This window comes from Knoellia subterranea KCTC 19937 (assembly GCF_000768685.1).
Taxonomy (GTDB): Bacteria; Actinomycetota; Actinomycetes; order Actinomycetales; family Dermatophilaceae; genus Knoellia; species Knoellia subterranea.
In genome coordinates, this window is record NZ_AVPK01000005.1 from 163,858 (window position 1) to 188,512 (window position 24,655).

26 protein-coding genes, 1 tRNA gene and 1 pseudogene are annotated in these 24,655 nt (G+C 67.9%); 15 read left to right on the plus strand and 13 right to left on the minus strand.

Going from position 1 to position 24,655, the window contains the following annotated elements:
• Position 1: 1 nt before the first annotated feature.
• Both N803_RS10260 and N803_RS10265 read right to left on the minus strand, forming a co-directional pair.
• A complete protein-coding gene (locus tag N803_RS10260) occupies positions 2–544 on the minus strand; it encodes an FHA domain-containing protein FhaB/FipA (protein ID WP_035904853.1) in 543 nt (180 codons plus the stop codon).
• Positions 541–1,482: an FHA domain-containing protein gene (locus tag N803_RS10265; RefSeq protein WP_035904856.1), complete on the minus strand. Its 942-nt coding sequence runs from the start codon at positions 1,480–1,482 to the stop codon at positions 541–543. Before N803_RS10265 ends, N803_RS10260 begins: the two co-directional genes overlap by 4 nt.
• A 179-nt stretch (positions 1,483–1,661) precedes the next feature.
• Here N803_RS10265 and N803_RS10270 point away from each other — a divergent pair, with 179 nt between their 5' ends.
• Positions 1,662–2,744, plus strand: coding sequence for an NYN domain-containing protein (locus N803_RS10270; protein WP_035904857.1), 1,083 nt, complete (start codon positions 1,662–1,664; stop codon positions 2,742–2,744).
• Positions 2,745–2,770: 26 nt separating this feature from the next.
• On the opposite strand, the gene N803_RS10275 is transcribed toward N803_RS10270, so the two are convergent.
• Positions 2,771–3,280: a DUF4188 domain-containing protein gene (locus tag N803_RS10275; RefSeq protein WP_035904859.1), complete on the minus strand. Its 510-nt coding sequence runs from the start codon at positions 3,278–3,280 to the stop codon at positions 2,771–2,773.
• Between the two features lie 94 nt (positions 3,281–3,374).
• On the opposite strand from N803_RS10275, the gene N803_RS10280 reads away from it, so the two are divergent.
• From N803_RS10280 to N803_RS19190, 4 genes are all read left to right on the plus strand, one after another.
• Positions 3,375–4,010, plus strand: coding sequence for a MerR family transcriptional regulator (locus N803_RS10280; RefSeq protein WP_245617158.1), 636 nt, complete (start codon positions 3,375–3,377; stop codon positions 4,008–4,010).
• Positions 4,011–4,020: 10 nt separating this feature from the next.
• Positions 4,021–5,310, plus strand: coding sequence for a glycosyltransferase (locus N803_RS10285; RefSeq protein ID WP_052112149.1), 1,290 nt, complete (start codon positions 4,021–4,023; stop codon positions 5,308–5,310).
• A gap of 88 nt (positions 5,311–5,398) precedes the next feature.
• Positions 5,399–5,481, plus strand: a tRNA-Leu gene (locus tag N803_RS10290).
• Between the two features lie 301 nt (positions 5,482–5,782).
• On the plus strand, positions 5,783–6,022 hold the full coding sequence (locus N803_RS19190; RefSeq protein ID WP_425402409.1) for a helix-turn-helix domain-containing protein: 240 nt from the start codon (positions 5,783–5,785) through the stop codon (positions 6,020–6,022).
• On the opposite strand, the pseudogene N803_RS10295 reads toward N803_RS19190, so the two are convergent.
• The 5 genes and pseudogenes from N803_RS10295 to N803_RS10315 all read right to left on the minus strand — a co-directional run.
• Positions 5,931–6,692 (minus strand): annotated as a pseudogene (locus tag N803_RS10295) (cation transporter); the annotation flags it as partial. The gene N803_RS19190 and the pseudogene N803_RS10295 sit on opposite strands and share 92 nt — an antisense overlap.
• Before the next feature lie 37 nt (positions 6,693–6,729).
• Positions 6,730–6,951, minus strand: coding sequence for a heavy-metal-associated domain-containing protein (locus tag N803_RS10300; protein ID WP_035904866.1), 222 nt, complete (start codon positions 6,949–6,951; stop codon positions 6,730–6,732).
• A gap of 135 nt (positions 6,952–7,086) precedes the next feature.
• Positions 7,087–7,395: a metal-sensitive transcriptional regulator gene (locus tag N803_RS10305; RefSeq protein WP_035904868.1), complete on the minus strand. Its 309-nt coding sequence runs from the start codon at positions 7,393–7,395 to the stop codon at positions 7,087–7,089.
• Positions 7,396–7,593: 198 nt separating this feature from the next.
• Positions 7,594–8,526, minus strand: a complete 933-nt coding sequence (locus N803_RS10310; protein ID WP_245617159.1) for a sensor histidine kinase — start codon at positions 8,524–8,526, stop codon at positions 7,594–7,596.
• A 191-nt stretch (positions 8,527–8,717) separates the two neighbouring features.
• A complete protein-coding gene (locus N803_RS10315) occupies positions 8,718–9,479 on the minus strand; it encodes a response regulator transcription factor (RefSeq protein WP_084764367.1) in 762 nt (253 codons plus the stop codon).
• A 146-nt stretch (positions 9,480–9,625) separates the two neighbouring features.
• On the opposite strand from N803_RS10315, the gene N803_RS10320 reads away from it, so the two are divergent.
• From N803_RS10320 to N803_RS10345, 6 genes are all read left to right on the plus strand, one after another.
• Positions 9,626–9,868, plus strand: a complete 243-nt coding sequence (locus N803_RS10320) for an SHOCT domain-containing protein (RefSeq protein WP_035904870.1) — start codon at positions 9,626–9,628, stop codon at positions 9,866–9,868.
• Between the two features lie 485 nt (positions 9,869–10,353).
• Positions 10,354–10,614 (plus strand): YgaP family membrane protein, encoded by a 261-nt coding sequence (locus N803_RS17955; protein WP_084764369.1) that lies wholly within the window; start codon positions 10,354–10,356, stop codon positions 10,612–10,614.
• Positions 10,598–10,885, plus strand: a complete 288-nt coding sequence (locus N803_RS10330; protein ID WP_035904874.1) for a hypothetical protein — start codon at positions 10,598–10,600, stop codon at positions 10,883–10,885. The genes N803_RS17955 and N803_RS10330 overlap by 17 nt, the downstream gene beginning before the upstream one ends.
• Positions 10,886–10,959: 74 nt before the next feature.
• Positions 10,960–13,428: a heavy metal translocating P-type ATPase gene (locus N803_RS10335; RefSeq protein WP_035904875.1), complete on the plus strand. Its 2,469-nt coding sequence runs from the start codon at positions 10,960–10,962 to the stop codon at positions 13,426–13,428.
• Positions 13,429–13,598: 170 nt separating this feature from the next.
• Positions 13,599–14,198 carry a DUF305 domain-containing protein gene (locus tag N803_RS10340; protein ID WP_052112151.1) on the plus strand — a complete coding sequence of 200 codons (600 nt, stop codon included), beginning with the start codon at positions 13,599–13,601 and terminating at the stop codon, positions 14,196–14,198.
• Between the two features lie 43 nt (positions 14,199–14,241).
• On the plus strand, positions 14,242–15,114 hold the full coding sequence (locus N803_RS10345; protein WP_342666691.1) for a F510_1955 family glycosylhydrolase: 873 nt from the start codon (positions 14,242–14,244) through the stop codon (positions 15,112–15,114).
• A gap of 1,264 nt (positions 15,115–16,378) precedes the next feature.
• On the opposite strand, the gene N803_RS10350 is transcribed toward N803_RS10345, so the two are convergent.
• A complete protein-coding gene (locus N803_RS10350) occupies positions 16,379–16,690 on the minus strand; it encodes a putative quinol monooxygenase (RefSeq protein ID WP_035904877.1) in 312 nt (103 codons plus the stop codon).
• A gap of 108 nt (positions 16,691–16,798) precedes the next feature.
• Between N803_RS10350 and N803_RS10355 the strand changes: the two genes are divergently transcribed.
• Positions 16,799–17,740: a GlxA family transcriptional regulator gene (locus N803_RS10355; protein ID WP_035904878.1), complete on the plus strand. Its 942-nt coding sequence runs from the start codon at positions 16,799–16,801 to the stop codon at positions 17,738–17,740.
• A 602-nt stretch (positions 17,741–18,342) separates the two neighbouring features.
• Here the strand turns inward: N803_RS10355 and N803_RS10360 are convergent.
• The 3 genes from N803_RS10360 to N803_RS10370 form a co-directional block, all read right to left on the minus strand.
• The gene (locus tag N803_RS10360; protein ID WP_156969736.1) at positions 18,343–19,386 is read right to left on the minus strand and encodes a hypothetical protein; all 1,044 of its coding nucleotides are present in this window, start codon (positions 19,384–19,386) and stop codon (positions 18,343–18,345) included.
• A gap of 87 nt (positions 19,387–19,473) precedes the next feature.
• Positions 19,474–19,830, minus strand: coding sequence for an MmcQ/YjbR family DNA-binding protein (locus tag N803_RS10365; protein ID WP_035904881.1), 357 nt, complete (start codon positions 19,828–19,830; stop codon positions 19,474–19,476).
• A 51-nt stretch (positions 19,831–19,881) separates the two neighbouring features.
• On the minus strand, positions 19,882–20,532 hold the full coding sequence (locus N803_RS10370) for a transcriptional regulator (RefSeq protein ID WP_035904882.1): 651 nt from the start codon (positions 20,530–20,532) through the stop codon (positions 19,882–19,884).
• Positions 20,533–20,667: 135 nt separating this feature from the next.
• On the opposite strand from N803_RS10370, the gene N803_RS10375 reads away from it, so the two are divergent.
• Complete coding sequence (locus tag N803_RS10375; protein ID WP_035904883.1) at positions 20,668–22,074, plus strand: nSTAND1 domain-containing NTPase; 1,407 nt, start codon at positions 20,668–20,670, stop codon at positions 22,072–22,074.
• On the opposite strand, the gene N803_RS10380 is transcribed toward N803_RS10375, so the two are convergent.
• On the minus strand, positions 22,004–22,627 hold the full coding sequence (locus tag N803_RS10380; RefSeq protein ID WP_035904885.1) for a hypothetical protein: 624 nt from the start codon (positions 22,625–22,627) through the stop codon (positions 22,004–22,006). The genes N803_RS10375 and N803_RS10380 overlap by 71 nt on opposite strands.
• A gap of 74 nt (positions 22,628–22,701) precedes the next feature.
• On the opposite strand from N803_RS10380, the gene arr reads away from it, so the two are divergent.
• Both arr and N803_RS10390 read left to right on the plus strand, forming a co-directional pair.
• Positions 22,702–23,682, plus strand: coding sequence for an NAD(+)--rifampin ADP-ribosyltransferase (arr, locus tag N803_RS19095; RefSeq protein WP_035904886.1), 981 nt, complete (start codon positions 22,702–22,704; stop codon positions 23,680–23,682).
• A gap of 95 nt (positions 23,683–23,777) precedes the next feature.
• Positions 23,778–24,626: a siderophore-interacting protein gene (locus N803_RS10390; RefSeq protein ID WP_035904888.1), complete on the plus strand. Its 849-nt coding sequence runs from the start codon at positions 23,778–23,780 to the stop codon at positions 24,624–24,626.
• Positions 24,627–24,655: the final 29 nt, after the last annotated feature.

Below are 24,655 nucleotides of genomic sequence, written 5' to 3' on the forward strand. Positions count from 1 at the left end.
GCTACCTCCGCAGTTCGACGACGGTCGTGCCGAACCGGATTTCGGTGCCGTCCGTGACCGGCGTCGGGGCCGAGAGGCGCTGGGGGCCGATGAAGGTGCCGTTCGTGGAGCCGAGGTCCTCGACGACCCAGCCGTCGGGGCCCTTGTAGATGCGGGCGTGCCGACCCGACGCGAAGTCGTCCTCGAGCACGAGCGCCGACTCGGGGCTGCGCCCGATGAGGATGCCGGCCTCGCGCAGCGGCAGGCTCGTGCCGGCGAGCGGCCCGCTCGTGACCCGCAGGTGGTTGGGCTCGCGCTCGCCGCTGCGGACGTTGAAGCGACGTCCTGTCGCACGGGGCCGCACCGGGCGCTGCTCGGCCGGGACGGCGGCAGGGTTCGACCCGCGGGCCGCCGGTCGCGGGGTCGGGGTGCGAGCCGCGGACCGACGCGGGGTCACCTGGGTGCCGTAGAGGTCGCCGCGCAGCACCCCGACGACCGCGATGACGAACGCCCAGAGCGCCACGAGCAGGCCGAGGCGCATGACCGTGATGGTGAGTTCACTCATCGGCGACCGGCCCGGTAGGTGACGGACGTGCGGCCCACGGTGATGCGGTCACCGTCCTCGAGGTGCTCGCTCGTGATCCGCTCGCCGCCGACGAACGTGCCGTTCGTCGAGCCGAGGTCGCGGATCGTCGCGACGGTGTGCGGACCGTCCTGCGTCACGCGAATTTCGCTGTGCCGACGGGAGATTCCCGGATCGTCGAGGATGATGTCCGCGCTGTCGTCGCGCCCGAGAACCGTGATCGCACCCATGAGCGGATAGCGCTCGCCGTCCACGTCGAGCCACGGCCGGTCGGCCGGGTTGGTCCGCCGCGGCTCCGCGGGAGGCTTCGCCGGCACGTATGCCGCCGTCTCACCGGGGCTGTCGTCCGCAGGTTCGTGACGGGGCCGGGGTTGACGTGCGGGTCGCTCGGGGCGGTCGTCACGCGCCGCGGCCGCAGGGGGAGGTGCCGCGGCAGCGGAAGCCGGCGGGCCGGCATACGCATCGTCGTTGTCGTAGTCGTCATCGAAGTCCTCACGGGACTGGTGACGGACCTGCTTGTGCTGCCCGGTCATCCCCGTCGCGCGGGGGCGTTTGGCGGTGCTCGGGCGGATGCGGAAGACGCCCGTCTCGAGGTCGGCGTCCTCGTCGAAGAGGATGTCGATCGGCCCGCCCGGTTGGTAGTGCTGGCTGTCGGCGTGCTCCTCGGCGGCGGCGATGAGTTCGTTCTCGAGTTCGACGCCGTGCTGCGTGAGGCGGTCGAAGTCGGTCTCGCTCAAATCGATCGTGAAGACGTTGGGGACGAGGCTGCGGCTGCGGCCTGACGTCGTGGCGCGGTCATCCATCGCGCGACGAATGGCGCTCGCGATCTCGACGGGCTGGACCTCGGCGCGGAATGCCTTGGCGAAGACGCCGTTGACGGCACGCTCGAGCTTGCCCTCCATGCGGTCGAACAGTCCCATGGCGCGCCTCCTTCGGTCGTGCGGTGATCTCGCGGACAGGGGTCGGACCCGCTCGATGCTATCCGGCGGTGCTGTGGTGACTCGTGAGGCGGGCGTGAAGGTTTGCCCTCCTGCGGGACACTCGGCCTGATTTCGGGACTCCGCGGGTTCCGGAGGTCTCGGGTTGAGAGGGTGGGGGCATGAGGTCCTACTGCGCGGTCTATGTCGACGTCGGCTACCTGCTCGCGTCCGCCGCGACGCGCGTGACCGGGTCGTCGCTGCGCAGCGGCATCGAGGTCGACTATCCCGGCCTCATCGCCGGGCTCGTCGCGCAGGTGGAGACCGACTCGGGGATGCCGCTGCTGCGGGTCAACTGGTACGACTCCGGCGCGAGGTCCGGCGGCCAGCCCGACTGGCACCAGGACCAGATCGGACTCCTCCCCCGCATCAAGCTCCGCCTCGGCCGCATCTCGTATGCCGGTGAACAGAAGGGCGTCGACGTCCGCCTCGGCCTCGACCTCGCCCTCCAGGGACGGGCCCGGGTCGCCGACGTCGTCTATCTCGTCTCCGGCGACGACGACCTCACCGAGGCCGTCGAGGAGGCCCAGAGCGCCGGGGTCCAGGTCGTGCTGCTCTCCGTGCCCGGCCACAACGGCACGGGGCACGCGGTGTCCAAGCACCTGCGGCGGGCTGCCGATGGGGAGGTGCAGATCGATCCGGAGGTCATCGACCACTGCGTGCGCTCGCGGGCAATCCCGGATGGGCTCATCCCCAAGGACGAGTCCGCGGAGGCTGGTGACACCGAGGCGACCGAGGTCCCCGAGACCACTCCGGAGACCGGGACCGATGCGGACTCGACGCCCGCTGCGAGCTCGGGGTCGACGCAGCCCGACGTGCCCGTGTCGGAACCCGCTGACGGGCAGGCGCTGCCGAGTCCGGCGATGTTCGGGCGCAAGAAGGCGACCGAGGTCGTGCTGCCGACGTCGACGCCCAGCTGGACGACCTCGACCGGCGACCTGCCCGTCATCGACGAATCCGGGGCCTTCAACGCCGAGATCATCGACGCGGTCGCCAAGACCGTCCTCGAGTCGTGGTGCCGCACGGCAACGCCCGACGCACTGCTCGCCCTGCGCGCCGGCAAGCCGACGATCCCCGGCGAACTCGATCGCGCCCTGCTCCTCGACCTGTCCGGACGGGCCGGTGTCTACGACATCGACGACGCGAGCCGACACGAAGTGCGCGACCGCTTCTGGTACCACGTCGCGCGCGTCCGCCTCGCCTGAACGGATTGCCCGAGAAGTGGGAGGGGTCAGGTGAGGGTGCTGCCCAGCCGCTCGCGAGCCTGACGTCCACGGCGCGCTGCCGGCACGGTCCCGACCACGGCACCGAGACCGATCCTGGCCCCGTTGCCATAGAGGGTTTCGATGTGACCGGCGGGGACGGCATACGTCTCGTGCCAGATGCCCACGGCGCCGGGTGACTTGCGCGCGGCCCGATTGAACGCCCGCCAGGCAGGGAGGTGCTCGCTCTCGGCGCGGCTGGCGTAGGAGTAGAGGTGCTCAGTGCTCCGCCACCACTGCACGACCCACGGCCCCTTCGCGCCGATGAGTGTCGTGGCGCCGAGGAAGCCGAGGTCCTCCTCCTCGCCCCGAGCGGCCGCGGCCTTGTTGCGTTCGAGCTCGGCGAGCATCTTCGGCATCGCGACGAAGACGGGACCCCAGAGGTCGGGTCGGTGCCACTTCCGGAACGTCATGCCGATGTGGAAGACGACGATCTCGTCGTCGTGGGTGTGTGTCGTCTGAACGATTCCCTCGGCCATGACGGCCTCCTCGGATTGGATAGTGCTGATATCCCATATTGGGGAGCGTTACTATCCGACGTCAAGACCCGGCGGCGAAGAATCCGTCGGAGAAATGCGGAGGTATGCCGTGCGGCTGGCTGAGTTGTCCGCGTCCACGGGGGTGTCGGTCGCGACCCTGAAGTACTACCTGCGCGAGGGCCTGCTCCAGCCGGGGGCCGTCGTCTCGAAGACGCAGGCCGACTACGACGAGTCCCACGTCGAACGCGTCCGTTTGGTCCGCGCCCTGAGCGAGGTCGGCGGGCTGCCACTCGCGACGATCGGACAAGTCCTCGAGATCATCACCGCACCGGGTCACGACTGGATCGACGTGCTCCGGGCTGCCCAGCGCAGTCTTGTCAAACCTCTGGGAGACAACGGATTTGGCGCGACCGACGGGCGCGGGCGTGCTCGGGCGTGGGTGGACAAGCGCGGGTGGCTGATCGAACCCGACGACCCCTTCCTCGACGAGCTCGACCGGGCCTGGGCGGCCAGTGACGCCGGAGGCATCGGCTTCGACGAGGATCGACTCGACCGCTACGCCGACCACGTCGAGGGCATCGCCCGGGTCGACGTCTCCACGGTCCCCGAGGAGCAGGAAGCGGCCATCCGCCAGGTCATCATCGGCACGATCCTCGTCGACCCCGTCCTGGCCGCGCTGCGTCGGTTGGCCCAGCAGCACGTATCCCGGTCGCAGGCCGACCAGGCCTGAGGTTCGTGGCGTGAAGGTCAACATCCTTGCCGCCGGCTCGCGCGGCGACGTCCAGCCGATGGTCGCGCTCGGGGTGGGTCTCGTGCGCGCTGGCCACGAGGTGACCCTCTGCGCCGGCGACGACTTCGAGGAGTTCGTGACGAGCCGCGGGGTGGGCTTCGCGCCGTCCGGTGCACGCATCCACGAACTCATCAACTCACCGCTCGGCGTCGCCTGGTTGGGGCATTCGAGTTCGAACCCGTTCCGTGAGTTGGCCGCGCTCCGCCGGTTCGTCGTCGCCTCGACCGAGGGGTATGCCGGTGCGCTCCTCCCGCTCATGGGCTCCGCCGACGTGTGGGTCAGCGGGGCGCTCACGGTGCATGCCGGCGATGCCCTCGCCTCGGTCGGGGGCGGGCAGCACGTCGTGGCCGAGTTCGCGCCGATGCGTCCGACCAGGGAGGGGTCGGCGACGATGCAGCCGTATGTGCCCCGGCGCTCCTCCATCGCCAATTCCGTTGCGGGACAGGCAACTCTGAACGCGATGGCATCCGTCTTCGCGTTGCCGGGTGACCGGCTCCGGGTCGAACTCGGGCTGCCTCCCACCGGTCGCCGCGGATTCCTCGACGCCGTGCGGCGCACCCCTGGACTGCTCGCCGCCTCGCCGGTACTGGTGCCTCCCGCATCTGACTGGCACGGCAACCCGGTGGTCACCGGGAGCTGGTACCTCGAGGACGCCGGGCCACGTCCGGCCAGCCCGGCCAACCCGGCCGACCCGGAACTCGAGGCGTGGCTGGAAGGTGGGCGGACGGCATACGTCGGGTTTGGTTCGATGCCGACCCGGGACGGTGAGTTGATGAGTTCCCTTGTGGCACAGGCGGCCCGGGCTGCGCGGGTGCGTGTCGTGCTGCACGCAGGGTCGGCCGGGTTGGTGTCGCGCGACGACGCGTGGGTGCGCGGCGTGGGGGACGTGCCGCACGGGTGGCTGTTCCCGCGGACGGTGGGCGTCGTCCACCACGGCGGAGCCGGGACGACCGCGGCGGCCCTGCGGGCCGGGGTGCCGCAGGCGGTCGTGGCGCACATTGGCGACCAGCCGTACTGGGGTCGACGCGGGTGGGAGATCGGTGTCGGAGCACGGCCGGTTCGAAGGCATCGGCTCACGGTGGAGTGGCTGACCGAGGTGCTGCGCGGGTTCGTGCGGGGTGAGCGGCGGGAGTGGGCGGCGGAGGTCGGCTCGCAGGTGCAGGCGGAGGACGGGGTGGGTCGCGCCGTGGAGCTGTTGGAGCGCACGGCCGCGTCTGCCCAGACTGGCGCCGCGCGATAGGCGACGGATCCGCGGGCGGGGCGCGGACGGCATACGGGATCGGTTTGGTTTGGAGCGCACTCGTGCGGCACACTTGGTTCCGCTTCACGCGCAAGTGGCGGAACGGCAGACGCGCTGTCTTCAGGTGGCAGTGTCCTTATGGGCGTGGGGGTTCAAATCCCCCCTTGCGCACAGTGGGTGGTTCAGGTAACTCTGATCCATCAGTTCAGGTAATTCCGTAGGTCTCTGACCTGCGGAATTACCTGTATCTGGACCAACTCGGTGATGGTTCGGGCGAAACGGAGGATCCAGTGTTGTCGCGACTCAAATCCCTGCTGAGTCCGTCCGGCCCCCTATCGGCGGACTTGTCGGTCCTCCGGTGCACGCTGGGCACGTGACCCTGATGCCACTGAACCCAGAACTGGAGCAAGCGCGTCATGACGCGCTCGTTGCCCTGGGTGGCCGGGTGCGCGAACTCCGGCTGGCGAAGTCCATGACGCAGCAGCAGTTGGCCGATGCCACGGGGATGCACCGCGTCAGCATCAACAAGATGGAACACGGCCTGTTGGACGTGGGAGTCAGCAACGTGACGGCTCTCGCTTCGGCCCTCGGGGTGGACGCCAACGAGTTGTTCTCGAAGGGACGTCCTTGGCTCCCATATCGAGGAGTGCGCGAAGGGCAGCGCCGGAGGTGCGCTTGGCGCGAGCCTCGAAGTAGCGACCGGACACAATGAACGTGGTGACAGCCGCGGCGACCTCCAGGTAGATGTGGGGCTCTGCCGCAGCGTCGGACCGGCTCGGAAGCAGGTCGAACGGCATCCGCATGCCCGTCATCCCGGCGTGCGTGAAGAACAGCGCCCATAGGGACCACAACCATGCGGCCCCGACGCCCACGGAGATCAGGGTGTCCATCGTGGCGGCTCGGTGCCGCAGATTGGTCCACGCGGCCCGGTGGAAGGGCAACGCGCCCCAGACGACGACGGGCGACGCAAGCGTCAGTGACAGCCACTGCCAGTTGTCGAACTGGAGGGCTGGAATCATCGACATCAACAGCACGGGGAGCGTCAAGACAGCGGACACGGTCAGCCGCTGCCGCCAGATGTCAGCCTCTTGGTCCTTGGCCGACTGCCCCGTGTCCTCCATTGCTTCTTGAGCCCGTTGGGGGGCAGGAACCGACGCTGTGTACCCGGTGGCCTCGACGGTGGCGATGAGATCAGCGGGGGCGACCTCCGACCCGTAGTGAACCTTGGCCTTCTCGGTGGCGTAGTTCACGGTGGCGCTGACACCGGGCATCTTGTTGAGTTTCTTCTCGATGCGCGCGGCGCACGATGCGCAGGTCATCCCCCCGATGGCGAGTTCGACCTCTTGGTCGTGCTGCTGGACGTTGTCCACCTGGGTGGCCATCGTGCGGTCCTTCCGGGTCTGGCTGTTGCGGTTCTGATTAGGAGCGAGCGAGGTGGTAATCCCCGGCCTCGTCAAGTGCTGCGGAGACCTGTTCGTCGCTGAGGGGTTCGGTGCTGGTCACCGTGACGGTGGATGACCCGTCGGGGACGAGTCGGACGTTGACGTCGCTGACCCCGGGAAGTGCCTTGACTTCGCTGGTGACTGCGTTGACGCAGTGACCGCAGGTCATGCCGGTCACTGCGAAGGTCTGGGTGTTCATGGTGTTCTCCCCGGTGGGTGCGGCGGCGGTTTCGGATGAGGCAGGGCTGCAGCACGCGCAGCCTGAGGACTGAGCCATGGGCAGGTTCTTACCGGTGTTCTCGGACAAGGTGATCTCCTTCGAGTGACGGGTGGGTCATGAACGGACGAGCCGTGCGATGGCGGCCGACGCTTCTTCGAGTTTCTGGCTTCGATCGGTCTCGCTGCCGTCCGCCAGATCGGACATGCAGTGCTTCAAGTGGTCGTCCAGCAGACCGAGCGCGACGGCCTCAAGCGCCTTGGTGGCGGCAGATACCTGGGTGAGGATGTCGATGCAGTAGGTGTCGGACTCGACCATCTTCTGCAGACCGCGTACCTGCCCCTCGATTCGCCGGAGCCGCCGCAGTTGTTCGTCCTTGCTGTCGATGTAGCCGGGAACGGCCCGGGCGGGGGTCTTGGCGTTCATGGGATCCTCCATCTCAGCAGTGCCAACATACCCCCATGGGGTAGGTATTCCCGATCCTGACGCCAAGCGTTCGCCACAGACGCGCGTTCACCCACATGGTGGACTGCCACAGCCTTGCCCGGCCCGCCCGGCCGTTCAGTGCAGGTTTCATGAAGGCTTGCTGAAGTCGGTGCTGATGATGCGCCCCTGGGAGGACCGTCACGTGGCCAGCGGCAACCGGACGGTGAAGTTCGATCCACGACCCCGTCCCGGGCTTGACACAGACAGGCCGCCCCCATGGGACTCGACGAGCGCCTTGCTGATCGTCAAGCCGATGCCACTTCCGCCTCGAACACGACTACGCGCGGGGTCTGCCCGGTAGAACCTTTCGAAGATGTGAGGCAGATGCTCGGCTTCGATCCCCTCACCGTTGTCAATCACCGTGATCTCGATCCAGTGAGGGTCCGGCTTGCGGACCGCCACAAGGACATTGCCACCGGCCGCTGTGTGCTGGAGGGCGTTGTTGAGCAAGTTGGACAGCACCTGCACCATACGGTCCGGGTCCGCGAGAACGACTCCATCAGCGCGTTCGTCCACGACCAGAGTCACCTGCTTCGAAACGTAGGCATTGCGCGCCGCGGCTACGGCGGAGTCGACCAGCGCAGCGGCGCGCGTCGGCACCCTCCGCAGATCGCGTCCGTCCTCCTCAGCACGGGCCACGGCGCTGATGTCCTCAGCGAGGCGCTGCAACCGCGCGGTGTTCCCATGCAGGACATCCATGGTCCCGTCATCGAGCCGGCGCACACCGTCCTCCACTGCTTCGAGGTGCGCCTCAATGCTGCTCAGAGGCGTGCGCATCTCGTGAGCAAGGTCGGCCAGCAGTCGACGACGGGTGGCTTCCACGTCGCCGAGCCTCCGCGCCAGGTCGTTGATGGTCGCTGCCAACTGGTCGAACTCAGCACCGAGCCCCGGGCTGGGCACTTGAGTCTGGTACTGGCCATTGGCAATCTTGGCGGCTGAGTTCGCAACAGCCGTGGTCGAACGCTGGATTCGCCGCGTGAAGAACGCAGTCACTCCCAATGCCAGGATCACGGACGCGGTCAGGGCGGCACCCAACGCGATGATCAGCGCCGAGCCGAATGCCTCCTCCACGTGGGCGGCCTCGGCCGCCGAGTGACCCACTCCCGCTTGGCGCAGGTGATCATGAAAGATGCTCGGGCCGACAATGGCCGCTACCGCCCATGACGTGGCCGCACCCGCAACAAGCACGAGGGTCTGAGCGATCAGTAGGCGCGGGGCCAGCCCAGCCCGCCCGATGCCTCCAGCCCCACGCTGAGCCGCGGTCATTCGCCGGTCCCCATCCGATAGCCAATCCCACGCACCGTGCGAATGAACCGTGCGGCACCGGCGTCGTCGCCGAGTTTGCGGCGCAGGTGTCCGACATGGACGTCGACGAGGTGCTCGTCGCCGACCCATGTCTGCCCCCACACCCGATCGATGAGTTGACGTCGGCCGAACGCCATTCGAGGCCGTTCGGACAGCACATCGAGGACGTCGAACTCGGTCCGTGTCAGGGACACCGGCTCGTCACCGATCCATACGTCTCGGCCGACTGGATCGATCACGAGGGGGCCAAAGCGGCGATACGCGGGGCCGTCCTCCGAGCCACCCATGGGACGGGGCCGACGCAGCATCGCACGCAGTCGGGCGATGAGGACTCGCGGACTGAAGGGCTTTGTCATGTAGTCGTCGGCTCCGACCGATAGCCCGACGAGCGTGTCGAGTTCGTCCGTTCGGGCCGTCAGCATGACGACGTAGGCGTCGGAGAAGGTGCGCAAGGACCGACAGACCTCGATGCCGTCCTGCCCCGGCAGTCCCAGGTCGAGGATGACGACGTCAGGATCGACGTTGCGGGCAACCTGAACTGCGTCCATGCCGTCGTGGCTCACGTGGACCTCGTAGCCCTCGCGTTCCAGATAGTTCGCAATCACCGTTGCCATGGGCACGTCGTCCTCGACGACGAGGGCTCGTACCCCCCGCAAGGACGCCTGGCGACGAGACCCATCTTCGACAGCGTCCTCGCGCCCTGGCTTCTCATGGACCATTCCCACATGGTCGCAGCCGTCCCCGCTACGACCACTTGGAGAGGGGTCGACGCGGCGCATCTTCAGCGAACCTTCACAGAACCACTGCCGTCCCGTCCGTGTGGCCGTCCCACATTGATGACATCCGACAAGGGGAGTTGAGGGCGATGATGTGGAACGACGGAATGGGCTGGACCGGTTGGCTTGTGATGGCCCTGACGGCCGTGGCGTTCTGGGCCCTGGTCATCTTGGCGGTCGTGGCCCTGTTCAGGGACGGCCGCCCCGAGTCGAGGCAGGCCCAGGCCGGGTCTGACGAGGCGTGGCGCATCCTCGACCAGCGGTTCGCGCGCGGCGAGATCGACGCCAACGAGTACCAGGCGCGGCAGGTCATGCTGCGTTCGCCGCACTGAGATCCGTCGCGACGAAACCTATGCCTACCACGGCGGAGGGGCAGAGAACCCGCTTGGGCGCCGTGCGCGACGCGGCAGCAGCGGCGGCCGGGGTGGTTCTGGGTCTGGTTCCGCATGTCCTGCACCACGTGGGCATCCTCGCTGGCGCCGCCCTCCTCACCGGTTTGGGCGGCAATGCTGCCCTTTACGTCGTCGGCTTGGTCCTCTCGGTTCCCATGTTCAGACGCATCCATAGGAAGTTCCGCACATGGCTAGCGCCTGCCATTGCGGCGGGCCTCTTCACGGCGATGTTCCTCGTGTCCGCGCTCGTCGTGGGACCCGCCATCAGCGATGGCTCGCCTACCCAGCAGCGAGGACCTGCACCGTCACCGACAGAGCAGCACACCGAGCATCACTCGTAAGGCCTTCAACGAACCTTCATCCGCTTCCCGCGTCCACCTCTACTTCCGGCGATCACCGTGGAAGTGGAAGGAAGGAAGGTTGACATGGACGACAGAAGGTTCTGCGTGAACATAAGCCCCACCGAACGAATCGGACGGATCGCAGTCGGACTGGCCGCCGTGGCTATTGCCATAGCGCTGTTCCGGGAACCCGGCCCTGCCGGGGCTGCGGCCCTCAAGGTCTTGCTTGGCCTTGCAGGGCTCGATCTGGTCTTCACAGGTGCCACAGGGCACTGCCCGCTGTACAAGGCGCTCGGGCACGTCCCGGCCTCCCTGAAAGGAAAGAACAATGACCGATACCCGTGACGGCGACCACCGTCTCGTTCACTGGCACGATGACGCGCCTGCCGATGATCAGACGTCGAAGCCGATCGGCGAGGAGGCGGGACAGTCTCATCAGAGCCGCCACTCACGCGGTCACGCGCTGATGATGCTGGCCTGCTGCATCCCCATGGTGCTCGTCGTGGTTGCACTCGTCGCGACCGGTGCCGTCGGCGCTGGTGCCATCGCGTACGCGCTCCTGTGTGTCGCGATGATGGCCACCATGATGCTTTTCATGCCTGGTCACCGGCACTGACGAAATACCCCATGGGGGTATACAGTCGACTTGTAGGAGCGAGTTCCCACGTCAACCCACGGAGATGTTGCGCCATGAGCCGAAAGACCGTTCTGCAACTGGGAGGCCTGCACTGGGCCACTTCCGCCAGAGCCATCGAGGCCACGTTGACGCGTCGGCCGGGCGTCGAGGCCGTCGAAGCCAACGCGGCGAACCAGACCGCCACCGTCACCTATGACCCTCACTCGACGACGGTGGCGGAACTGACCGGCTGGGTTCGCGACTGCGGATACCACTGCTCCGGGCAGTCAGTTCCGCAGCATGTCTGCGAACCGATGAGCGAGCCAGCGGCTGACGCGGCGCACGTGGCTGTCACCGCGCATGGTGAAGGACACGCGGAACACGAAGCGCACACCCAACACGACGTGAATGCCCAGCACGACGTGAACGCCCAGCACGACGCAATGGATCACAGCGCTCACTCGCCACACGAGATGATGGGCCACGGCGGGCACGCAGGCATGTCCATGGCAGACATGGCGCGCGACATGCGCAATCGATTCCTTGTCGCACTGGTCCTCACCGCCGGGATCACCCTCTGGTCACCCATGGGCAGGGACATGCTCGGCTTCACGGCCCCGACCCCGTTTGGGTTGCGCGACGATGTGTTCGCCTTCCTGTTGAGCCTCCCGGTCGTGTTCTACTCCGCGTGGATCTTCTTCGACGGAGCCTGGCGGGCGCTGCGCAACCGAACGCTGGACATGATGGTGCTGGTGGCGGTCGCGGTTGGCGCCGGATGGCTCTACAGCGTCGGGATCACCCTGACTGGCGGCGGCGAAGTCTTCTACGAGGCCGCCGCGATGCTGACCACCTTCGTGCTGCTCGGGCACTGGTTCGAGATGCGTGCCCGCGGCGGAGCGAACGACGCGATTCGCGCCCTCATGGACCTGGCCCCACCCAAGGCCACCGTCATTCGCGACGGCGAAGAGGTCGAGATCCCCACGGCAGGTGTGGTCGTCGGCGACCTCGTGCTGATCCGCCCCGGTGGAAAGGTGCCAGTCGACGGGACCGTCGAAGACGGGATCTCCGAAGTCGACGAATCCATGGTGACCGGCGAAAGCATGCCCGTGAGCAAGTCCCCCGGCTCCGAGGTCATCGGCGCCTCGATCAACACGACAGGAGTCCTGCGAGTCCGCGCCACCAAGGTCGGCTCCGACACTGCGCTCGCACAGATCGTGCGGCTCGTCCAGGAAGCCCAGAACTCCAAGGCGCCGGGGCAGCGCCTTGCTGACCGTGCTGCCTTCTGGCTTGTTCTCGTCGCACTCGTCGGCGGGGTCGGCACGTTCCTCGTGTGGCTAGGCGTCGGCGCCAGCGTGCAGGTGGCGCTGCTGTTCGCCATCACGGTTGTGGTCATCACCTGCCCCGACGCTCTCGGGCTGGCCACTCCCACCGCCATCATGGTCGGCACGGGTCTTGGTGCCCGCCGAGGCGTCCTGTTCAAGAACGCCACCGCTCTGGAGTCCGCTGCCCGTATCGACACCGTCGTGCTCGACAAGACGGGCACCCTGACCAAGGGCGAGCCCGAAGTCACCGACGTTCTCGTCGGCGACGCCCTGACCCAGACCGAACTGCTGCGCTTGGTCAGCGGAGTGGAGCGCGAATCGGAGCACCCCCTCGCGGGCGCCATCGTCGCGTATGCCGTAGACCAAGGCGTCGTTCCCGCAGCCACATCCGACTTCCAAAACGTCCCAGGTCACGGCGCCGTCGCCGACGTGGACGGCCACCGAGTCGTCGTCGGCAACCGCAAACTCATGGCCCAGCAAGGAATCGACGTTGGACCGTGGCTGGCTCGGCGCGACGAACTCGCTGCCAGCGGTCGCACGGCCGTCCTCATCGGCCTGGACGGGCGAGGCGCCGGAGTCATCGCTCTCGCCGACGCAGTCCGTGAAACCTCCGAGCAGGCCATTCGGGAACTCCACGAACTGGGCGCCGAAGTCGTCATGCTGAGCGGCGACAACCAAGCCACCGCCGACCGCATCGCCGGTCAACTCGGCATCGACACGGTGATCGCCGAGGTCCTCCCCGGCGACAAGGCCGCCAAGGTCGCTGAACTGCAGGCCACAGGAAAAAAGGTGGCCATGGTCGGCGACGGCGTGAACGACGCCCCCGCCCTGGCCCAGGCAGACCTCGGCATCGCGATCGGCGCGGGCACTGACGTCGCGATCGAAACCGCAGACCTTGTGCTCATGCGCTCGGACCCCCTCGACGTTCCCATCGCCCTGCGCGTTGGCCGAGGAACGCTGCGGAAGATGCGACAGAACCTCGGATGGGCCGTCGGCTACAACGTCATCGCACTGCCCATCGCCGCCGGGGTCTTCGAACCGTCCCTGGGACTCGTCCTGCGTCCCGAGGTCGCGGCGCTCTCGATGTCCGGATCGAGTGTGATCGTTGCTGTAAACGCGCTGATGCTCAAGCGGCTCCGCCTTCCGTCAGGACCGCAGGCAGACAGTGCGCAGGCGCACACGAATCCGGCGTCCGAAGTCGCTGCCCCGACGGGCCGCTGAACCCATCCGGCGGTAACGCGTCCGAGCGGCTGAGGTCATCTTCATCAAACCTTCAGAGAATCCACGTCGTCCCGGGCGACCAAGCGCTGGAGGGTAGGACCGGTGCGCAGCCGACTTCCCCCTCGCCGGGTGCGCACCACCACATACTCACGACCAAGGAGCGAAGTTCCGTGCACCTCAAGAAGCACCACCCCGTCCTGGCCGCCGTCGGTGTTGCTGCGCTTCTCAGCGTCAGCGCCTGCGGCACCGATGATGCTGGGTCGGGAGCAGCGGGCGGCGGAAGCACGACATCAGCGACCGAGTCGCAGAACGTTGACGACGGGCGAAAGGGCGACGTCATGTTTGCCCAGATGATGATTCCGCACCACCGGCAAGCGGTCGAAATGGCAGACGAAGCGCTTAAGAAGGACGCCTCTACGGAGGTCAAGGGGTTGGCAGCCCAGATCAAGGCCGCTCAAGGTCCTGAGATCGAGACGATGACGAAGTGGCTCCAGGAGTGGGACGCACCCATGACCGCAGAGGGCGGTCACGGAGGACACGGCGGTGGCGACGGCATGATGTCGGGCGACGACATGGAAGATCTGTCGGCCGCCAATGGAGCCGCGTTCGACAAGATGTGGCTGACAATGATGATTGAGCACCACGAGGGCGCTGTGGAGATGGCCGAGGGTGTTCTCAAGACAACCACGAACCCTCAGGTTGAGGAGATGGCGAAGGCGATCGTCGAGGGTCAGAACGAGGAGATCGCGACCATGAAGGGCCTTCTGTAGCACGCGTTGGCACACTCAAACGACCTCGCCTGAAAGGGCTTCAATGCACCACCCAGCCCGGCAGCGCCTCCGTGCACTCTTCGCGGTACCGGCATTTGTGGCACTGCTGTCTGCATGCTCGGCAATCGCCGACAACGCAGAGAGCCCGGCGCCCGCAGCCTCGGCCGTCGTCGACAGCGCGTCACTGCCGTCTGCGCACGTTCACGGTGTCGGCCGGGATCCCGGCGACGGCACGCTGCTTTTGGCCACTCACGAAGGGTTGTTCCGGTATGCCGCCGACGGTCCCGTCAGGGTCGGACCAAGCATCGACCTCATGGGGTTTTGGATCGCCGGGCCCGGCCACTACTACGCCTCTGGGCACCCGAACATGGCGCCGGAACTGCCCCAACCCATGGGCCTCATCGAAAGCACCGACGGCGGGAAGACTTGGGCGGTGCTGTCGCGAGGCGGCCAATCGGACTTTCACACGCTGACTCAGGCGGGGGACACCGTCCTAGCCTTTGACGGCAAACTGCGCCGCACCACTGATGGTCGCCAATGGTCGACGGCACCGCTTACAGCGCACCCGCGAACCCTCGCCGCCAACCCGGACGGCAGCAAAGTCCTCGCGACGACAGAGGCCGCCCTGCTGGGCTCGACCGACAAGGGCGCGACGTGGCAGCCGATACCCGATGCGCCGCTGCTGCTACATGTGGCCTGGGTCGATGCTGGTGTCGTTGCGGGCGTAACGCCCGGCGGCGAGATCGCCATGAGCGCGGACGCAGCGCGGACGTGGAGGATGACCGGTGCAACCGTGCCGCCACCACAGGCGGTGAGTGCGAGCCAGACCGCAGACGGCATGGAGGTCCTCGTGGTGACCGAGCGTGAAGTGCTCACTTCCCGAGATGGCAAGAAGTTCTTGCCGGTCAGGGGATAGTTGTGGACCTGGGCCACGAACACCGGGATGGGATAGGGAGTCCAGATCGCATGCCAATACAGGTCTGCGCTGCCCAACACGGCGACTCACCACTCACGCTGGCGGGCTGAACAGGGCCCCCTGCTGCAGGCTCGATCGACACTCCGACGACGAACACGGCGGCGAGCGAGTCAAGGATTTCGGCGAACGCGGCCCGGACTGGGGCGGGGACGTCGCCGTCGACGACCCTGTTCTCGTGCCATCTGTGAGGTCAGCGTGCGCGGCTCCGGCGTGCACGGACAAGGGTGTAGTTAGCCACTAGGACCGCGGGTCAGATCCCTCTACTGGGGGGCGCCGGTCCGCATGGTTGGTTCGCAGGGACTGCTCCGACCGGGTTCGAGGTGTGAAAGTTTGGCGATATTGGTGTGAAGGCCTGCTTTCGGCCTCTACCAATTGATGCTCTGACCTGCGTCAATGCCCTTTCGTGTACAACCCACCGTGTGATGTCTCAGGACATCGGAAACCCCCGAACCCCCGGTTCGGGGGTTTCTTGTGGTTTCTGTGGCTGGTAGGTGCGGTGGGGGTCGAGGGTGAGTTCGCGCAGGAGTGAAGCGTTCGTGGTTCTGTGCCGCATCGTTTCTGGTCAGGAAGGATGCAGGTATGCCGAAGAAATTCGATCCCGCGGTCAGGGAGCGGGCAGTGCGGATGGTCGCTGAGCATGCGGCGGAGTCAGGGTCAGTGACCCGGGCCTGTGTCGCGGTCGGTGCGAAGTTGGGCATCTCGAAGGAGACGGTGCGGGGGTGGGCTCGGCAAGCAAAAGGAATGGAGCTTGCTCGGCTTCGACGCCGCCGCAAGCTCCGGTGAAACGGTCGGTACTGGTCGGTCGTCGTCGGTCACCACCGGGTGGCGGCGTCCCCCACGCTCGGCGTTTGCGCAGGTCAGCGGCTCGTTCGCCCAGTGGGCGCATCAAGCGATAGACGCAAAGCCGACGTGATTAGGTCGTCGGTTCGATTCCGACAGGCGGCTCCGGCGAACAGCCCCTGACCTGCGGAAACGCAGGGCAGGGGCGGTTCGGTTCTGGTGGTCGCGCGATGCGCTGGCCTCACGGCTCTGCCCGACACCGACGTCGCTCTCCTCTGCGACGGACCCCTCGCCGGCTGAGCGCTCGCGGCCGGCATCCTGTCCGTGTGCCGATAGGCCTCGCACCGCTCGGCAACGCAGCGTGGCGTTGCGTCGCGACCTGGCGACGGCTCGGCGGGGCGCGATCGTCTCGTGCGTTGGCGGACTACGGGAGCTTGGACGCGAGGACGTCGGCCGCCAGGATCTCGGGTGCTGCGCCGAGGAGGTGCTGGTTGGCCATCAGGGCTGCGACGATGGCGCCGTTGGCGTGGGCGTCGCGAGCGGCCTCGTCGGGGAATGCATCGAAGATCCAGAAGGTGTCGGCGTGGGTCCTGACCGCGAACCAGACAATCGTTCCTACTTCTTCGTTGGCGAGCGCGACAGCGCCGGCGAGCAGATCGGCGAGCGCGTCGTGCTGTCCATCGGCCGCGACGATCTTGGCGACGAAGGCATACGGAAGTGATGCGGGTGCGGACATGAGGGGTTCTCCTAGGTGTCGAGGTTTCTTGGTGAAGCGAGTTCAGCGTATGACGAGCAAGGGCAGATGAGAAGTGGCGTATACGGCAGTATTGCTATTGTTCGCGCCATGCGTATCGGACTGATCGCGATCGACGGCTGCTTCGGTTCGGCTGTCGCGTCGGTCATCGACATCGTGCGGGTGGCCGACGGAGCCCGCGGCGATGTCGACCCGCGGATCGACCCGATCGAACTCGCCATCCTCGGACCGAAACGGAGAGTGACCACGACGGCATCGATGACCCTGTCGGTGGACCACCCGCTGTCGGAGTCCGCAGAGTTCGACGTGGTCGTCGTCCCTGCGCTTGGAACCCTCACGGCCGCCGCTACCAACGACGCCCTCCAGAGCCGAGATGCTCGTTCGGTTATCGCCTCGCTCGGGCGCCTCGACGACGCGACCACCCGGATCGCCGCGGCGTGCACCGGCGTGTTCGCTGTCGCCGAGACCGGACGGATGCATCATCGGCGGGCGACGACCAGCTGGTTCCTGGGGCCGGAGTTCCTGAAGCGCTATCCGACAGTCGCCCTCGATCTCGACACCATGGTCGTGGTCGACGGGAACCTCGTCACCGCCGGCGCCGCGTTCGCCCACATCGACCTCGCGCTCTCACTCGTGCGATCGATCAGCCCCGACCTGGCCCAACATGTCGCCAAGCTCCTCATCATCGACGAGCGTCCGTCGCAGGCGGCCTTCGTCGCCTACGAACATCTCCGGCACGAGGACCCGATCGTCGTCGAGTTCGAACGCTTCGTGCGCGCCCGCCTGGACGAACCGTTCAACGTCGCCTTCGTCGCGCAGTCGCTCGGCACCAGCCGGCGCACCCTCGAACGACGAGTCCGTGCGGCGCTCAACCTCACTCCGCTCGGCTTCGTCCAACGGCTTCGCATCGAACGAGCTCGGCACCTCTCAGCAACCACGGACCTCACCTCCGCCGAGATCGCGCGACGGGTCGGCTACGCGAACGCCGAGACTCTGCGCTCCCTCCTGCGTAGGGAGCGACGCCGTTCCTGACCTATCGCCATGCCTGTAACCGGTGTCCTAGTGCTCGACTGGAACCACCTCTCAGCACGTCGCGTCGACGCTCCTGCGTCGCCCCTGGACGACCCACTCGACACGCCCGCAGCACAGGCCATGTGACGTGTCCCGGCTTCCCGGACGGTCGGGGTTGGGTGGCTGTGATGTCGCTGCGTTCTCGTCAAGGGGGTCAGCAGACTCGATCAGAGTCGATTGGGATGAGACGCGAAGGCGGTCAGGTCAGGGCGGCCGAAGCCGGCCGGCGGGGTAGCGTCGGTCACGTCGAGGTCTTTCGGATGGATGGCGTAGGAACCTCCATCGTCGGGAGACCTCGACGTCTATCTGCGGACCGACGCGCCCGGTCGACCTACACCCTCATCTGGGAAGAGCCGTGAAACTCGTGAGGACAGTGCTAAGCGACTCGCGGTACGAACATCTCGGCCCGGATTGTGTGAAGCCAGGTCGGCGTTAACTCATTGGCCGCAGGTGCGGTAACCCGGGAGTTTTTCCGTCGGAGCACAGGAAGGACCATCCGACATCAACGTTGCCCGGCCCACCCCGGTGAGGGATCTTCGGCCCTCAGCCGTCCGGATGGACCCTCAGATCAGGCTGCGCTTGACGATGACGGCCTTGAGCGGCGCGAGCGTCGTGTCGAGCGACTGGACCCCGGCCTCGGGCACGAGGTGCTCACGGAGAGCGTTCGCGAACGTCGCGTGCAGCTTCTCCCACACCGGCTCGGTGATGGGCTCGCCACCGGCCTGGACGAACGCCAGCTGAGCGGCGGCGAGTTCGCGGACCGTTCCCACGGTCAGGCCTTCGCTCGTCAGGTCGCGCACCGTCGCCATGACGTGCCGCTGGAGGGTGGACCGGTCCATCGAGCCGAACCACGGCTGCAGCATCACGTCGCCGGAAATGCGGTCACTGATGCTCTGGATGACGCCGGACCACGCGTTGCCGTCGGAGTAGTAGCGAAGCCAGTCCATGAGCGGCACGTCCGAGGAGCGGGTGCGCAGTCGGGGCGGCGGTGCGAGGACGTGGCTGGCCGGGAGGTCCTTGAACGGCATCGGCTCCGAACCCGCGTCAGGCGTGGACGAGTTGGCCGCGGCCGGAGTGGCCGGGCTGTCCGGGGTGTCCGTCGAACCGGATTCGGGTGCCTCGGGCTTCTTGCGCGGAAGCGTGATGACGAGGGTCGGACGCTCCGCGTCAGCCACGGGCGGGGCCACGATCACCGGAGGAGCGGTCACCACGGGCTTGGGTGCGGGCAGCTTGGGGGCCTCATCCGCCTGCCGGGCCGGCGCCTCGGTGGGGGCCAGGGGCTGCGACTCGAGTTCGGCCGGCGCTTGGTCCGCGACGTTGTCGGTCGTCGCAGGGCCTTCGCCCCTGGCCACGTCGTCCGAGCCATCAAAGATGTAGCCGTCGCTGGACCGGTCCGAGTCGGACGATGACGCGGCAGTGTCGAACTCGCGGTCATCCCGGGCGTCGTCCGGGACGTCGCGCTCGGTGTCGAGCTCATCCCGGTCCGTCTCGGCCTGCTCATTCGCCTCGGCGCTCTGTGCCCGGTATTCGCTCATCATCCGCTGACGCGCGACGAGCGCGCCCACGATCAGCAGTACTCCGGCTGCGATCATCAGCCAAGGCCACATGGTCCGACCCCTTCCGTGGGTGCCCTCATGGCTCCCGTCCTACCCCAAACTCTCGCAGGTTCGGCGCGGCCCGTGTGCCACGGGTTGTCAGGTGGACCCGTCACCACCACCGGCATGGGCCCAGAGTTTGCGCGGCACCACCATGCGCCAGGCGTCGAGGACGAGTTCGCGCATGAGGTCCTCGTCGAGCCGGTCGAGGTGGCACTCGACCCAGTTGAACCGCAGGTCCGACGGCCTCGGCATGAAGAACACGCCGGGATCGCTCGCGACCAGCGCCTCACGCTCCTCCTTGGGGAAGGCGAAGCCCATCTCGGTCTCCTCGCGGTTGAACGCGACCCAGACGATGCTGCCCACACGGAACTTCACGCGGTCGCGCACGATCACCTCGTAGCTGCGGGGCAGCCCCCCAGCCACGGCACGGACGTCGTCGATGGTGACCGGCACACCGCCAGCGTGGCACCGAGCGCCGACAACGGCACGGTCGATGTCCGAATCTCAGAGGTACCCGTCCTGCGTCGCGGCCCGGATGACGTCGGCGACGCTGTTCACGGGCCGCCCCAGGCTGCGATAGCGATCCCCGACCCGGTTGACGTAGGTGACGACCGTGGCCGTGCCGACCGGAGGGGTCATGCGCCGGCCTACAGCCTTGCGCGGCAGTCCTTCGCCGAGGAGTACCAGCGTCTCGAGCTCGCGGGGCGCGAGCCGGGGCACGAGGTCGGGATCGGTCACGAGGGCGTGTGCCAGCTCCCCCGAGACCGCGAATTCACCCGCGGACACCACCTCCAACACGTCGAGGAGGCTCGCGATCGGGTCCGACTTCAGGGCCAAGCCACACGCCCCTGCCTCGACGGCCCGCCGCAACGGCACGGGACGAAGTTCAGCCGTGTAGATGACGCAGGCGATGCCCCGTGACGTCCAGTCGCGCAGGCGAGTCTCCAGATCAGCTCCTCCGCCGCTGTGCAGATCCACCAGGAGGATGTCCGGTGGCCCGAGGGCCGCCATGAGCGCCTCGAGCCGACCCGGTGACTGGGCCGACCCGAGCCACCGGAATCCCGGCAGCTCCCGTCCGATGACCGCTGCGACGCCCTCCATGAGCATGGGGTGCTCATCGAGTCCCATCACGCCGAGCGGCCCGACCGTGTCCATGCCCCGATTGTGGGAACGCGGAGGCCTCGTGTCCGGTCATGTGAGGCCATGCGGCAAGGTCCGTTCAAAGTCGTACAGGGTCCCGCGCGTGAGACGTTCGGGCCAGCGTTCCCGGAACGGGTCACGCGAAGGCGAGTGACGGCATACGTTCCCCTCATCGACGGTCCGACAACCTCGGCGGACGCGGTTTCGGGGGCGCCGAGCCCGACTCCGGACGAGATCCGCACGGTCAAGGACTTCGGTGCTGCGCTCAGCGCGCTGCGCCTCGCGCTGGGACTGTCGGTGCGGGACGTCGCGCGTCGGACGGACGGCATCCCGGCGAGCACGCTCGGTGGCTACTTCTCCGGCCGCCACCTGCCCCCGCCCACGCGTCCGGACGTGCTGACCGGCGTCCTCACAGCCCTCGGTGTGCCGGAGGCGGAGCACGACGCCTGGCACCGCGCGTCTCAGCGCCTGCATGCGGGTCGACTGCCGCGGATGGTGGCGCCGAATCGCTATCGCGGCCTCGCGTCCTACGACGTCGGCGACAGTGCCCTCTTCTTCGGGCGGATCGAACTCGCCGCGCACATCGGCGCCACGATCCGCGACACGGCGGCCGACCCGGCAGCGAGCCGCTTCGTCGTGGTCCTCGGCGCGTCCGGTTCGGGCAAGTCCTCGGTGATCCGCGCCGGAGTGCTTCCCGGGTTGACGACCTTTGCGTATGCCGTCCTCTCGCCCGGATCGGATCCGCTCACCTCCCTGACGGAGGGCCTCGACACCTTGGCCACCGGCGACGAGGGACCGGCGGGGGTCGTCGTCGACCCGCTCGAGGAACTGTGGACCCTGGGGCTGGCCGCCGACCGTGAGACGTTCCTCGAGCGCCTCGATGCGTGGGCGCGGGGTGGCCCCGAGCGGGTCGTCGTGTGCGCGCTGCGGGCCGACTTCTTCGCGAACGCCACGGAGTCGCCGTTGTTGCTCGAGGCCCTGCGGCAGCACCAGGTCGTCGTCGGGCCCATGGCGAGCGAGGACCTGCGGCGGATCATCACCGAGCCGGCGGCGGCCGTGGGCATCGACCTCGCCCCGGAGCTCGTCGACCTCATGCTGGAGGACGCCGACCCCGAGGGGTCCCTGGGTGGCGTCTCTGTCCTGCCGCACCTGTCGCACGCCCTCCTCCTCATGTGGCTCACCGGTGACCGGCGGCGGCTCACGGGTGACGACTACGCGCGGGTGGGAGGCATTCGGGGCGCGGTCACGCGAACGGCGGACACGGCATACACCGCTCTGCCCGAGGAGCTGCGCGATCTCGCGCGGCGGGTCCTGCTCCGGCTCGTCGTCGTCGAGGCGGACGCGCCTCCGACGGGTGCGGTCGTCCCCATGGCGCGGCTGCTGGCGGTCGGTGACGAGGCGGAGGTGCGTCGGGTCGTCGATCACTTCGCGGCGCAGCGCATCCTCACCGTCACCGAGCACGGCTGCCGCTTCAGCCACGAGGCCGTCATCGACCGGTGGAACCTGCTGCGAGGCGGACCACCGATCCGAAGTCCGGATCGTCGCGGAGTGCGGTGAAGTGCCGGAGGATGTCGAGCGCGGTGAAGGGTTCGTCCTGCTGGCTCGGGTCCGAGATGCCCACTCGCTTGCTCGACAGGACCGCCACCCACTGACCTCGGACCGGTGCGGGGTCGGTGGCGGCGTCCCGCTCGACCCAGGCCTCAAGGGCTGCAATCGCCTCCTCGTCCGTGCTCGGCGTCGGATCGGGTGTCGGTTCCGAACTGGGCTCCTGTGTGGGTGACACCGCTGGCCCGTCTCCACCGTTGGGATGCGCCGTCCGGAGGGGCGGGTCCGGCACCTCGTCGCTGTCCCGGCCTGAGGTCGCCCACCACCCAACCAAGACAAGCAGCAGGAAGCAGGCCAGCGCCGTGAGGGCCCTTCGCGCGAAGCGGGAAGACGGCGAGGGATCGACCGCGTGGTCTGCGGCCGGACCGGATGGGTTCGCCCGGGCCGTCACACCGACTCCCTGTTCCTTGATGATGACGTGGTCCGGTTCGCCATGCTGGCCACCCGTGACCCAGGCCTGGCACGTGTAGCACCTGCGCATCGACTCGAGCTTCGACCCCTCCATTCACCCACGGTATGAACGCGGGACGCCGCCGTCGTGTCCCTTCTTTGGGGACAAGGAGTGCCAGACTCGGACGAATGGGGAGCGCAACGACGGGCACGGGTGACTTCGAGCTGACCATCGACGAACTCCGGGCGGTGGCGCGCTACGCCGCGGCCTGTGCCGAGCCGGTGCTCGTGCTCTTCGAGCGCACCCTCCCGGACGATCCGCGTCCACGTGCCGCGCTGGATGCCGCGCTGGCCTTCGCCGACGGAGCGCCGCGGTCGAACCTCCAACGCACCACGGCCACGGCCGCGCACCGTGCCGGCAAGGAAGTCACCGCAGGCACCACCGACCCCGTTCGTGAAGCCGCGGGGCACGCAGCCATCGCTGCCGGGGATGCTGCGGGTGCGGCATACCTGCATCCGTTGGCGAAGGCGACCCAACTGCGACACGTGCTCGGATCGGCGGCGCACGCCGCCCACGCCGCCGAAGTGGCGCGAGGGAACGACCCGGTGGTGGCGGAGTACGTCCTCGATGCCGCCGCGAAGCGGATGCCGTCGGAGGTGCGCGAGGTGCTGGGTCGCTACCCGCGGGTGGCGCCGGGACGCACTCGCGTCAACGTCCTCATGGCGCGGCTCGACAGTCTCCTGCGGGACCCGGCGCCGGAGGCGCGTGAGGTCGACGACGAGGGCCCGTTCTTCCACGGGACGCGCGCCGACCTGGGTCCCGGTGACCGGCTCACGCCGGGCTGGGGCACGAATTACGGGTCGGGCAAGCGCTCGAACCACATCTATCTCACGGCCTCCCGCGACGGCGCTCCGCTGGCCGCGGCCCTCGCTCTGGGTGACGGGCCGCCGCGGGTCTATGAGGTCGAGCCGACCGGTCCGATCCATGACGACCCGAACGTCACCGACAAGCGGTTCCCCGGTAACCCGACGCGGTCCTATCGCACGACCGAGGCACTCCGCATCGTGCGTGAGGTGCACGACGTGACCTTCCCGCCGGACGAGACGGTGGCGCACATGCGGGCCCGAGCGGCGGACCTCGCCGAGCTCGGCATCGAGGCCATGGACTGACCACGCCCGAACTCGACCACGTCGAACCCTGGGCCAGCGACGCGCGCGGCGTGGACCCCGTAGAGTTAGGTTTGCCTAACAAGAGGAGGAAGTCCGTGTCCCGTCGTCCAGACGAAGCGTTCTACGGCGCCGTCGTATCCCGTGAGCAGCTCTCGCCCACGCTCGTTCGCCTCGTCCTCGGTGGACCTGGCCTGCGGGGGTGGGGTGAGGGCTTCGGTGCCCACACCGACGCCTACTTCGTGCTGTGGTTCCCGCCTCAGGGCGCGCCGTATGCCGCGCCCTTCTCGGTCGAGCAGGTCAAGGAGGAGCACCCGCAGGAGCTGTGGCCTTCGCATCGTCACTACACGGCACGTGCGTGGGACCAGACCGCGGGCGAGCTCACGGTCGACTTCGTCGTCCACGGCGACTCCGGCATCGCTGGTCCGTGGGCCCAGGGGGCGGCCGTCGGCGACACCGTGGTCCTCACCCAGGCCCACGGCGGCTACCGCCCTGACCACGAGGCCGACTGGCACCTCATGGTCGGCGACGAGTCCGCGTTCCCTGCCATCGCCGCGTCGGTCGAGGCCCTCCCGGAGGGCAGCAGCGTCGTGGCACTCCTGCTCTGCGATGGCCCCGAGCACGAGATCGAGCTCGCGTCCTCCGGCTCGCTCGAGGTGCGTTGGCTGCACCGCTCCGGCGATCGGGGTGACGCCAACCTGCTCGTTGACGCCGTCCGGGCGCTCGACTTCCCGGCGGGTCGCGGCCAGGGCTTCGTGCACGGTGAAGCCGGCGAAGTGCGCGAGGTGCGTCGGCACCTGCTCGGCGAGAGGCAATTCCCTCGTGAGGATCTGTCGATCTCGGGCTACTGGCGTCGGAGCATGACCGACGAGGCGTGGCGCACGATCAAGCGTGAGTGGAACGCTGCCGTCGAGAGCGATGTGCCCCTGGTGACCGACGCCGGGTGACCCACGCCGGAGCGATTTCCCGGCCGAGG